This is a genomic window from Microbacterium sp. AC145, from assembly GCF_979258505.1.
Genome location: NZ_OZ409859.1, coordinates 3,395,038 through 3,406,766 on the forward strand (window position 1 = coordinate 3,395,038; position 11,729 = coordinate 3,406,766).

General features: G+C 67.7%; 10 protein-coding genes. 6 read left to right on the plus strand and 4 right to left on the minus strand.

Annotated features, from left to right (window positions below; translation table 11 throughout):
• Positions 1 to 85: 85 nt before the first annotated feature.
• On the plus strand, positions 86 to 373 hold the full coding sequence (locus ACZZZN_RS16380) for an HU family DNA-binding protein (protein WP_120230127.1): 288 nt from the start codon (positions 86 to 88) through the stop codon (positions 371 to 373).
• A 163-nt stretch (positions 374 to 536) separates the two neighbouring features.
• Positions 537 to 2,558, plus strand: a complete 2,022-nt coding sequence (locus tag ACZZZN_RS16385; protein WP_463506185.1) for a cytochrome c oxidase assembly protein — start codon at positions 537 to 539, stop codon at positions 2,556 to 2,558.
• Between the two features lie 140 nt (positions 2,559 to 2,698).
• On the opposite strand, the gene ACZZZN_RS16390 is transcribed toward ACZZZN_RS16385, so the two are convergent.
• Entirely contained in the window at positions 2,699 to 3,772 is a 1,074-nt protein-coding gene (locus ACZZZN_RS16390) for a hypothetical protein (RefSeq protein WP_463506186.1), read from the minus strand.
• 57 nt (positions 3,773 to 3,829) lie between these two features.
• Here ACZZZN_RS16390 and ACZZZN_RS16395 point away from each other — a divergent pair, with 57 nt between their 5' ends.
• Positions 3,830 to 5,230, plus strand: coding sequence for an ATP-dependent DNA helicase (locus ACZZZN_RS16395; RefSeq protein WP_463506187.1), 1,401 nt, complete (start codon positions 3,830 to 3,832; stop codon positions 5,228 to 5,230).
• A gap of 942 nt (positions 5,231 to 6,172) precedes the next feature.
• Here ACZZZN_RS16395 and ACZZZN_RS16400 read toward each other — a convergent pair.
• The 3 genes from ACZZZN_RS16400 to ACZZZN_RS16410 all read right to left on the minus strand — a co-directional run bounded on the left by ACZZZN_RS16400 (position 6,173) and on the right by ACZZZN_RS16410 (position 7,734).
• The gene (locus ACZZZN_RS16400; RefSeq protein WP_463506188.1) at positions 6,173 to 6,472 is read right to left on the minus strand and encodes a GIY-YIG nuclease family protein; all 300 of its coding nucleotides are present in this window, start codon (positions 6,470 to 6,472) and stop codon (positions 6,173 to 6,175) included.
• A 223-nt stretch (positions 6,473 to 6,695) separates the two neighbouring features.
• Complete coding sequence (locus tag ACZZZN_RS16405; RefSeq protein WP_463506189.1) at positions 6,696 to 7,349, minus strand: biliverdin-producing heme oxygenase; 654 nt, start codon at positions 7,347 to 7,349, stop codon at positions 6,696 to 6,698.
• Positions 7,350 to 7,422: 73 nt separating this feature from the next.
• On the minus strand, positions 7,423 to 7,734 hold the full coding sequence (locus ACZZZN_RS16410; protein ID WP_463506190.1) for a DUF2470 domain-containing protein: 312 nt from the start codon (positions 7,732 to 7,734) through the stop codon (positions 7,423 to 7,425).
• Between the two features lie 89 nt (positions 7,735 to 7,823).
• On the opposite strand from ACZZZN_RS16410, the gene ACZZZN_RS16415 reads away from it, so the two are divergent.
• From ACZZZN_RS16415 to ACZZZN_RS16425, 3 genes are all read left to right on the plus strand, one after another.
• Positions 7,824 to 9,116: a serine hydrolase domain-containing protein gene (locus ACZZZN_RS16415; RefSeq protein WP_463506191.1), complete on the plus strand. Its 1,293-nt coding sequence runs from the start codon at positions 7,824 to 7,826 to the stop codon at positions 9,114 to 9,116.
• A 52-nt stretch (positions 9,117 to 9,168) separates the two neighbouring features.
• Positions 9,169 to 10,185 carry a magnesium/cobalt transporter CorA gene (corA, locus tag ACZZZN_RS16420; protein WP_463506192.1) on the plus strand — a complete coding sequence of 339 codons (1,017 nt, stop codon included), beginning with the start codon at positions 9,169 to 9,171 and terminating at the stop codon, positions 10,183 to 10,185.
• Between the two features lie 156 nt (positions 10,186 to 10,341).
• The gene (locus tag ACZZZN_RS16425; RefSeq protein WP_463506193.1) at positions 10,342 to 11,688 is read left to right on the plus strand and encodes an ABC transporter substrate-binding protein; all 1,347 of its coding nucleotides are present in this window, start codon (positions 10,342 to 10,344) and stop codon (positions 11,686 to 11,688) included.
• Positions 11,689 to 11,729 lie beyond the last annotated feature (41 nt).

Below are 11,729 nucleotides of genomic sequence, written 5' to 3' on the forward strand. Positions count from 1 at the left end.
ATTCGAGGCGGTCACTCGACCAACGGAGGGCAGCCGCTCTCCGCACCACAACGATGCGACGGTATCCTCGTCGCTGGAGGATGACATGGCTGACAAGTCCATCACCAAGACCGAGCTCGTCGCGAGCATCGCTTCTGCCACCGGCCAGAGCCAGGCCACCGTCTCGGGTGTCCTCGACGCGCTGTTCTCCTCGGTCTCCGACGCTGTTGCCAAGGGCAGCAAGGTCTCGATCCCGGGCTGGATCTCGTTCGAGCAGGTCGACACCGCAGCTCGCACGGGCCGCAACCCGCAGACCGGCGCCGAGATCAAGATCCCGGCCGGCAAGCGCGTCAAGGTGACCGCCGGTTCCAAGCTCAAGGCTGCCGTCAAGTAATTCGACCGCACCTCTTCGAAGGCCGCTTCCGATTCGTCGGAGGCGGCCTTCGTGCATGTCGGGCGCATCCCGCCCACGACCCCGCGAGCAGCGACGCGAAGGCGGGCTGAGAAGAGGCGAGCAGACGGGCGAGCGGTCAGTCGCCGCGGCTTAGGCTTGAGGGGTGACCTCCCGCCCCGTCCAGACCCGCACGAGCCCCGCGTATCGCGTGGTCGGTCTCGCGATCCTGGCGGGCGCCGGTGTGGTCGGCGCGATCGTCGCCCTCGCGCTGGGCGGCGGTGCGGCGCCCCTGCTGCTGGGCGACCCCGGGCCCGCCGTCCGGTGGGCCATCCCGGTCGTGAAGCTCGCCATGAACATCTCTGCGGCGGCCATGCTCGGCTCGCTCGTGCTGGCGCTGTTCGCACTGCGCAGTGAGCAGAAGTCCTTCGACATCGCACTGAACACCGCGTCCATCGCCGCCGCGTTCTTCACGGTGACCGCCGGAGCGAGCGCTTTCCTCGCCCTCGTCGCGGCCTTCAACCCGAAGGTCAGCGCCGATCGCCAGTTCGGCGAGCAGCTCGGGTTCTTCCTGCTGCAGACCGCTCTCGGACAGTCCTGGCTGATCACGACGATCATGGGTTCGGTCATCACGGTGCTCGCGTTCGCGTGGCGCACCTGGACGCCGACGCTGATCACGGCGTTGCTCGCCGCGGCATCCTTCCTGCCGTTGGCGACCCAGGGGCACTCGGGCGACCTCGCGGGGCACACCGTCGCGGTGAACGCGATCCTGCTGCACACCATCGGCGCCGCGGTCTGGCTCGGCGGGCTCATGCTCGTCGTCATCCTGCGTGACCGATCGGGCGTCGGAACGGCGGCGCTCGTCAGCCGCTACTCGAGCCTCGCGATCGCGGCGTTCGCGGTCGTCGCGGTCTCGGGGCTCGCCCGTTCGGTGGTCGCGCTCGGCGACATCAGCGAACTGCTGACCCCGTACGGCGGCATCCTGATCGCGAAGGCCGTGCTGCTCGTCGCCATGGGCCTGCTCGGCGCCTGGTACCGCATCCGCCTGATCCCGCGACTCGAGGGCGCCAATGCGGCGCGGTGGTTCTGGATGCTGGTGCTGTGCGAGGTCGCGCTGATGGGCCTCGCCTCGGGGGCGGCGGCGGCCCTCGCGCGCACGCCTCCGCCGACCGGCGAGGAGGCCGCGTTCGTGCAGACACCGGCCGAGAACCTCACCCGCTCGCCGCTGCCGCCGGAGTTCACGATCGACCGCTGGTTCACCAGCTGGGACATCGACATCCTCTGGCTGATGGCCGCCGGCTTCGGAGTGTTCTTCTACCTGGCCGGTGCGTATCGACTCCGCAAGCGCGGCGACCGCTGGCCGATCCATCGCACCGTCTTCTGGGTGCTGGGCATGCTGATGCTCGTGTGGGTGACGTGCGGACCGATCAACGCGTACCAGGAGTACCTCTTCAGCGTGCACATGCTCGGTCACATGATGCTGTCGATGGCGATTCCGCTGCTGCTGGTCTCCGGGGCTCCGATCACCCTGGCGCTTCGCGCGATCCACAAGCGCGACGACGGCACCCGTGGCGGCCGCGAGTGGATCATGTGGGCGGTGCACTCGCCGTTCTCCAAGGTCGTGACGCATCCGTTCGTCGCGGCGGGCATCTTCATCCTGTCGCTGTGGGCGTTCTACTTCACCGACCTCGTGCGCTGGTCCATGTACGAGCATCTCGGGCACGAATGGATGATCGCGCACTTCCTGATCTCGGGATACCTGTTCGTGCTGAGTCTGATCGGCGCCGACCCGGTGCCGTACCGTCTGCCGTACCCCGGGCGCCTCATCACCCTGATCGCGATCATGGCGATGCACGCGTTCTTCGGCGTCGCGATCATGATGCAGGAAGGCCTGATGGTCGCCGACTGGTTCGGTTCGATGGGGCGCACCTGGGGGCCGACCCCGATGGACGACCAGTACATCGGGGGTGGCGTCGCCTGGTCGATCGGGGAGATCCCGACATTGATCCTCGCGATCACCGTCGCGATCCAGTGGAGCCGCAGCGACACCAAGCTGCAGAAGCGCCGCGATCGGCACGCCGACCGCACGAACGAGGCTGAGCTCGAGGAGTACAACGCTCAGCTGGCGGCGCTCGCCGAGCGCGACCGTCGGGCAGCCGAGCGCGAGGCCGCACGCCAGGCGCGCTGACCGCGCCGGACGTCTTCTGCTCGACCGGTTCGCCGCCTCCGCGTGGGGAGGACTTCTCCGCGTGGGGAGGAGGATGCCGAGGCAGGACACCGCCCATCACGGAGAAGTCCTCCAGACAGGTGGTGGAGACGCGGGACCGCTCAGTCGACCGGTGCCACCTCGTCGGGCGAACCGACGCGGATCGACGCCGACCCGTCGGGCAGGATCGTGACCGAGCCGTTCACCCGGAACGGGACGTCTTCTGCGATCGCCTGCACCTTGCCGTCGAACAGTGACCGGATCTCGACCTCGACGTGCGCCACGGCATCCGTCGCAGGGATCTGCCAGTGTCCGCCGTCGGGGGTGACCGTGACCTGCGGCTGTGCCGCGATCGACCACTGCGGCAATGAGGCGAGACGGTTCGACACCTCGAGGCCGAACGGGCACGCGGTGGGCTGCAGCACCTCCTGCTCGGTGCATGCGAGGAGGAACTCCTCGACGCGCTGCTGCACGACCGTGACGAACTCGTCGGTCGGATCGGTCTGCACGTCGACGGGCGTCGCGGCCATCGGTGAATCGGCGAGCACGCCGACACCCCGTGACTGCGAGATGGCGGTGTCGACGGTCACCGAGTAGAGCCCCGGTGTGAAGACGAGCATCGGCAGCGGGTCGAGAGGGCCGGCGTCGACGCCGGCGATCGAGATCTGACGGCGGTCGACCTCGAAGCCGTTGACGGCGAACTGATCGGCCCCGCGCAGCGTGAGTTCGACGACGGCCAGCGGGCTGGTGGTGAATCGCCAGTTCGGCGTCACTCCCGCCCATCCGTCCTGCGCGACGGTGAAGGTCGTGGTGCCCGCGTTGCCGCCGGCCTTGTACGAGACGGTGACCGCGGTCACGTCGCCGTCGGGCTTCTCCGCCACGATCTCGACGTCGGTGAGCGGGGCGAGTGCAGCGTTGCGCAGCATCGCCTCGGATGCCGTGGGGTCGACGCCGGCCACCTCGAGCGTCTCGCGATCGACGGCGACTCCGGGGATCCGCAGGGCATCGGCCGCGCGGCCCTCGGAGAGCAGGTCGAGGTAGCGCACGACGAACGCCGAGGGTCCGTAGAACTGCTGGTAGAGCGTCGCACCGCCGGCGGCCAAGGCGGCGACGAGTGCGATGCCGACCACGGTCAGGATCGCGAGGTCCGCAACGAGCCGCGAGCGCCTGGGCGCCTGGGAATCGACTCGGTGCATGGCGTCAGTCTAGGAGTGCGGCCTGGGACGACGCCGAGCGCCCCGTAGCATGGAGACGTGTCGCTTCCCGCCCTGTCCGACGAACAGCACGAGCTGTTCCGGCTGATCGAGGACACCAGCGAGCATGTCTTCATCACGGGCCGCGCGGGCACCGGAAAGTCCACTCTGCTGCAGTACTTCTCATGGAACACGAAGAAGCAGATCGCCATCTGCGCGCCCACCGGTGTCGCCGCTCTGAACGTCGAGGGGCAGACGATCCATTCGCTGTTCCGTCTGCCGATCGGCCTGATCGGCGGCTCGGACATCGACCAGAACGACAACACGCGCCGCATCCTCAATGCGATCGAGACGCTCGTGATCGATGAGATCTCGATGGTCAACGCCGACCTCATGGATGCGATCGATCGCTCGCTCCGGCAGGCGCGAGGCAAACGTGGCATCCCGTTCGGCGGAGTGCAGATCGTCATGTTCGGCGACCCCTACCAGCTCGCCCCGGTGCCCCCACGGGGTGACGAGCTGCGCTACGTCAAAGACCACTACCGCTCGTTCTGGTTCTTCGACGCGAAAGTGTGGGCAGGCCCCTGGAAGGACGACGAGCCGGACCCTTCGACAGGCTCAGGGCCCCAGCAAAGTGACGGCCTGTTCGTCGTCGACACCCGTGCAGAACTGCATGTGCGCGAACTGGTGCATATCCATCGGCAGTCGGATGACGGGTTCAAGGCCATGCTCAACGCCGTGCGGTACGGCCGGGTGACGGCCGAGATCGCCAGGGTGCTCAACACCCAGGGAGCGAGGACGCCCCCCGACCCCGAGCCGGGCGAGGTGCCGATGATCACGCTCGCCACGCGCAACGACATCGTGAACACCATCAACAGTCGCCACCTCGCCGCTCTCCCCGGCAAGGAGCAGACGGCGAAGGCCGAGGTGAGCGGCGAGTTCGGTCGCGGTGAGGCGTCGCTGCCCGCCGAGCCGGAGCTCAAGCTCAAGATCGGCGCTCAGGTCATGTTCCTCCGCAACGACACGTCGATGTCGGGGGAGCCGCCCCGATGGGTCAACGGCACGATCGGCACGGTCGTGCGGATTCTCGGCGAGACCGTGCGCGTCGAGATCGACGGCGATGAGGTCGATGTGGAGCCAGCGGTCTGGGAACGGTTCCGCTACTCGTACGAGGCGGCGACCAAGAAGCTCAGCCGCGACGTGGTGGCCGAGTTCACGCAGTTCCCGCTGAGGTTGGCGTGGGCGGTGACGATCCACAAATCGCAGGGCAAGACCTACGATCGGGCGATCATCGATCTGGGCTCCGGCGCGTTCGCACCCGGGCAGACCTATGTGGCGCTGTCGCGTCTCACCTCGATCGACGGCCTGTACCTGTCGCGCGCACTGCGTCCGAGCGACATCCGCGTCGACGAAGACGTGCGCCGGTTCATGCGCGCCGCCTGGCTCGCTGCGCAGTCCTGACGGGGCCGCCCCTCCGGTCGTCGAGCGAGGCGAGACGTGGTCGCACCTCCGGTCGTTGAGCGAGGCCCGCGGAGCGGCCCGAGACGAAACGTGGTGAGGTTTCGAGGTCGGCTTGCGACGTTTCGTCTCAGTCGACTTCGTCGTCTTCGCTCAACGACCGAGTCGAGGCCCGAGGCGAGACGTGGTGGCACCCTTCGGTCGTTGAGCGAGGCCCGCGGGGCGGCCCGAGACGAAACGTGGTGGGTGTGCGAGATCGGCTTGCGACGTTTCGTCTCAGTCGACTTCGTCGTCTTCGCTCAACGACCGAGTCGAGGCCCGAGGCGAGACGTGGTCGCACCCTCCGGTCGTTGAGCGAGGCCCGCGAAGCGGCCCGAGGCGAGACGTGGTGAGGTTTCGAGGTCGGCTTGCGACGTTTCGTCTCAGTCGACTTCGTCGTCTTCGCTCAACGACCGTGCGAGGCCCGAGGCGAGACGTGGTGGCATCCTTCGGTCGTTGAGCGAGGCCCGCGGAGCGGCCCGAGACGAAACGTGGTGAGTTCCGAGATCGGCTCGCGACGTTTCGTCTCAGTCGACTTCGTCGTCTTCGCTCAACGACCGAGTCGAGGCCCGAGGCGAGACGTGGTCGCACCCTTCGGTCGTTGAGCGAGGCCCGCGGAGCGGCCCGAGTCGAAACGTGGTGAGTGTGCGAGATCGGCTTGCGACGTTTCGTCTCAGTCGACTTCGTCGTCTTCGCTCAACGACCGTGAGGAGGCCCGAGGCGCGACGTGGTGGCACCCTTCGGTCGTTGAGCGAGGCCCGCGGAGCGGCCCGAGTCGAAACGTGGTGAGGTTTCGAGGTCGGCTTGCGACGTTTCGTCTCAGTCGACTTCGTCGTCTTCGCTCAACGACCGTGACGAGGCCCGCGGGGCGGCCCGAGACGAGACGTGCTGCGCTGCGAGGATCGGTCAGCGAGCGGCTGCTCGACGGAGCCTGTCGTTCACGCTCCACTGCCGTACGGCATCCACTCCGCCTTCGATGAAGGCCAGCCGCTTCGCATGACTCCATCCCTGAAGCCGCTTCTCCCAGGCGAACGCCTCGTCGATGCGCGCGTACTCCCCGCTCCAGATGAGCTCCACCGGCAGGCGGCGCCTGGTGTAGGCGCTACCCATGCCCTCCTCGTGCTGCACGACCCGACGGTCGAGATCGCGCGTGCTGCCGACGTACAACGTGCCGTCCGCGCAGCGGAGTATGTAGACGTAACCCATCTCCGGACGATACGCGGGGGCACCGACGTCGGTGGGTCGGGACGTTTCGTCTCGGTCGACGTCGTCGTCCTCGCTCAACGACCGGGGGTGACCGGGGGTCAGGCGACGTCGGTGGGGGTCGGGGCGTTTCGTCTCGGTCGACTTCGTCGTCCTCGCTCAACGACCGGGGGGGCGGGACGTTTCGTCTCGGTCGTCGTCGTCGTCGTCGCTCAACGACCGGGGGTCAGGCGACGGCGGTCGCGCGGGCCCGGTCGAGGTCTTCGAAGAGCTCGGTGTTGAAGCGGTATGCGAGCAGCACCTCGTCGATCACACGCTCGCGCTCGGCGTCGTCCCACGGTGCCGCGTCGAGCTGCTCGCGGTAGACGTCTTTGAAGGCGGCGGGGTCGGCGATGTCGTCGAACAGGTAGAAGCCGATGCCGTTCGTCTCGAAGCCGAAGCGCCGGGCCATGACCCGACCGATGAACACGCCGCCCGACAGGTCGCCGAGATAGCGCGTGTAGTGGTGTGCGACGAAGCCGCCGGCCCAGGTCGCGCCGACCTGGCGGATGCGTTCGACATAGCGCTGAGTGGTGGGCAGCGCGACGATCAGCTCGCGCCAGTCCGACCCGAGCAGGAAGGAGAGGTCGGCCTCGAGCGCCGGAAGGCGGGTCAGCTTGTCGCTGAGGAAGACCGAGGCCACCGGGTCCTTCCGCATGCGCTCGCCCGCCGACTCGAGCGCCTCGTAGATGAAGTAGTGCTGCGCCACGAGCGAGATGTAGTCCTCGCGGGAGCCTTCGCCCTTCAGCAGGTCGGACATGAAGCCCGCGCCTTCGCTGCGGGAGTGCGAGCTGGAGGAGCGCTCGCGGAGCGCGGCGGAGAAGGAGATGATCTCGGACATGACCCCAGTGTAAGGGTGGCCTAACTTCGAGGGAACCCCCGTTTCCCTCGGGGGGCCGCGATTCCTCGAGGTGCTACGCGTGCGGTCGCGGCTCGACGCCGAGTCGCTCGCAGGCCAGGTCGTACAGGGCGACGACCTCGCGGCGCACCGCCGGTCGCTCCGAGATCGCGCCGCCCGGCCACTCGACGCGAAGCTCCGACACCTCGCCGGCACGGGTGATGTCCCACACACCGGCGTCTCCGTCGAGACCCGTCATCACGGCATCCGTGATCTCGCCACCCGCGGGCGCGAAGGCGCGGGCGATGAGCAGATTGTCGTCGGTGTGGTCGCCGTTCATGTGACGCAGGATCGCCGAGACCACCTCGGCGTCGAAGATATGGGGCATGGTGATCACCCTATGGGCGGGGCTCCGATGCCGACTTTCAGGATCTGCGTTCTAGACTCGGGAGACACGTCTTCCGGGGGTACCCTTTCATGCAGCTTCTCTCGTCGCGCAGGTTGCGCGCAGCAGTGGCCGGCGCGGCCGTGCTCGGGCTCTTCCTGACCGGATGCACCAGCGAAACCACTTTCAGCTACACGCCCAAGGCCCAGGTCGAGGGCGAGCTCCCCGACGACACGGTCGCCGCGATGACGGATGCCGTCAACAACGCGATCGCCGCATCCGGCTCCTCGGGCGCTGTCGTGGGCGTGTGGGTGCCGTGGAGCGGCAGCTGGGTCACCGGCGTCGGCGCGCAGGACCCGGGTGGCGAGGGCGGCGAGATCAGCACCGACATGGCCTTCCGCATCGGCGACGTGACCCGTCTGATGACCTGCGACGTGCTCTACGCGCTGGTCGATGAAGACATCGTCGAACTCGACGACAAGGTGCCCGACTACGTCTCGGGTGTGCCTGACCTCGAAGAGATCACGCTGCTCGACCTCTGCAACGGCACCAGCGGCGTGGGGTCTTCCGAGGAGATCGCGCAGGCGGCCTGGCGCAACACCCCCGAGCGCGTCTGGGCTCCGCTCGAACTCGCGGCGTACGGCCTCGGTGCCGAGCGTTCGGTGCCGCACACCACGTACCGCGGATCGGACGTGAACTATCTGCTGCTCGGCATGGCGCTCGAGCACGCCACCGGCCTCACGGCGCCCGAGCTGATCTCGGAGTACGTGACCGAGCCGCTCGGCCTCGGCGCGACCTCGCTGCCGCGGACCACCCCGGCGCCCCCGTCGACCGGTCCCGTGATGAACGGGCACTACCTGTCGGAGATCGAGGGCGGATACGACTGCGCCGCGCCGATCGACATCACGACGCTCTCGTCGAGCACGGGCTACACCGACTCGGGAGTCGTGTCGACCATCGACGACCTCGGCCGCTACGCCCAGGCCCAAGCGGCGCAGGCACTGCGCACCCAGGAGGAGCCCGCTCGCTACGGCGCACCGCTGCCCGCATACGAGGGCGCACCGTCATGGCTGCAGGCCACCGGTGGCGCGCTCATGGTCGGCTCGCTGATCGGTCAGCAGGGATGGACCCCCGGTTACGTCACCGCGGCCTACTCCGATCCCGCCACCGGCTTCACGGTGGCCGTGTCGCTCAACAACTCGACCACGGGCGGCAACATCATCGGCAACCTCGCCTGGGAGCTCGCCGCCATCGCATCGAAGGCGCCGGCGGCCGACGGACAGACGGCGCCGGAGTTCGGCCTGCCCTTCACGGCAGAGCAGTACCACCAGGCGATCACGGATGCCGCGATCCCCTGCGTGGCCCCTGCGCCGGTCGAGGGCTGATCCGCCGCGCGGCCGACCATCCGGTCGTCTGCGACTCATCGAGGAGGCGCCGATGGCGATCATCGACAATGCGATTTACGTCGACGGCGTCCGCACCGAGAACCCGCGGAGCCTCAGTGAGACCTTCGAGGCGATGCGCGAGCGCGGTGGACTGAGCTGGATCGGCCTGTACCGTCCGAGCGAGGCGGAGATCCGCGAGGTGGCCGACGAGTTCGGCATCCACGCCCTCGTCGTCGAGGATGCGCTGTCGGGCCACCAGCGATCGAAGCTCGAGCGCTACGACGATGTGCTCTTCATGGTGCTGCGTTCTGCCCGCTACCTCGATGCGAGCGAAGAGGTCGAGTTCGGCGAGATCCACGTGCTCGTCGGCAAGGACTTCGTCGTCACCATCCGGCACGCCGAGTCCCCGGATCTCGCGCGGGTGCGCCGCCGCCTCGAGGGTGATCCCGCGCTGCTGAGGCTCGGGCCGGAGGCCGTGCTCTATGCGATCCTCGACGAGGTCGTCGACGAGTACGCGCCGGTGCTCGCGGGGCTCGAGAACGACATCGACGAGATCGAGAGTCAGCTCTTCGAAGACGGGGTCGACGCGACCCAGCGCATCTACGAGCTGGGCCGCGAGGTGATCGACTTCCAGCGGGCGGTGCAGCCCCTCGCCGGGATGCTCGACGCGCTGCTGCGCGGATCGGCGAAGTACGAGGTCGACGAAGAGCTGCAGCGGTATCTGCGCGATGTGCTCGACCACACCCTGCGCGTCTCGGAGCGCGCGAATACCTTCCGCACGGTGCTCGACAACGCGCTGACGGTCGAGTCGACGATCGTCGCCCGGCGTCAGAACGAGGAGATGACGAGGATGACGGAGCTCAGCATCCGTCAGAACGACGAGGTCAAGAAGATCTCGGGGTGGGCGGCGATCCTGTTCGCGCCGACCCTCGTCGGCACCGTCTACGGCATGAACTTCGACCACATGCCCGAGCTGCACTGGGCGTTCGGGTACCCCATGGCGATCGCGCTCATGGTGGGCATGGGCGTCGGTCTGTACTGGGCCTTCAAGCGCAAGGGCTGGCTGTAACCACCCGATTCCGGGCACGCTGAACGTCGCCAGGGTTGATTCTCGCTGTTTCACGAGTAAAGTGCAACTAGTTACAGAAAGTGCTTGGAAACCGCTATCCCGTCGGCTACCGTCGGTGTAGCCGACGAGAGTCCGGCACGAATCAAGGGAGATCACATGCACAACGCAATGACGCGGACGGCACGCAGCCGCCTCCTGCTGGTGACCGCCGGCCTTGCGACCTCTGCTCTCGCGCTCGCCGGATGCGCCGGTGGCTCGGGCGACGCGGCCGAGTCGACGGAGACGACCACCATCCGGTTCCTCTACGCGACGGGTGACGACACCTGGAACTCGGTCGTCGACAAGGTCGTCGCCGCCTTCAACGAGCAGAGCGACACCACCGAGGTCAAGCTCGACCCGCTGCCGGCCGGCTCCGACTACGCCACGGCGCTCAAGACCGTCGATGCCACCGGCAACTGGCCGGCGGTGGTCGACATGCGCGACACCCTCACCTACGTCAACGCCGGCAAACTCGCCCCCGTGCCCGAAGAGGTCACCGCGCTGCTCGAGCCCGACGCCTTCGCCGCCGCGGAGGACGGCAACGTCTACACGGTGCCCTCCAGCGCCCTCAACGGCGAGCTCGGCATGAACATCGTCTACAACAAGACCTACTTCGAGGAGAACGACCTCGAGGTGCCCGAGACCTACGGCGACTTCATCGATCTGCTCGATGAGATCAAGGCCAACGGCGATGTGCCGCTCGCCACCGCTGCGGCAGAGGTCTGGCCGTCGGATCAGCTGTGGAAGCCGCTCGCAGCTCCCGTGTTCGCCGAGTACAGCGACGAGGGCGGGTTCTGGAATGCGGCAGCGGCGGGTGACGCCTCGGTCGCCGACCTGAAGGCCCCGCTCGAAGAGCTGAAGATGATCATGGACGACTACGTGCTCGAGGGGTGGCAGTCGACGGCGGATGCCCAGACCACCACGCTGCTCGTCAACGAGCAGGCCGTGATGGCGACGTCGTCGGCAGGGCTCGGCCGCCTGATGGACATCAACAAGGTCGACCCGGAGTTCGACGCGGGGCTGTTCATCATCCCCGACGAGGACGGCAAGATCAACGTCCTCAAGAACAGTGTGATCGGCGACACCGCCGGCGGTCTCGCGATCTCGTCCCAGGCCGCCGAGAACGACGACGAGTACGCCTCCGCCGTCGAGTTCCTCACCTACTTCTACTCGGTGGATGCCGCGAACCTCATGGAGGAGAGCGGCTGGATCTCGCCCAACATCCTGGCTTCCGACGAGGTGACGCGCAACGACACCATTCCCGGGGCCGAGGACTTCTTCGCCCTGCTCGAGAACCCGGATCTCGTCTGGTACGAGAACGCCCCGACGCTGAGCACCTTCAGCTCGGTCAACACCTTCTTCCGGCAGTCGCGCATCGAGATGCAGGACGACCAGACCACGATCGACGAGACGATCGCGAAGGTCCAGGCAGAGCTCGACGCACAGGTCGCTGCGGCCGGTTGAGTCCGGCGCCGAGGGCGCGGACCCGACCGCGCCCTCGGCAT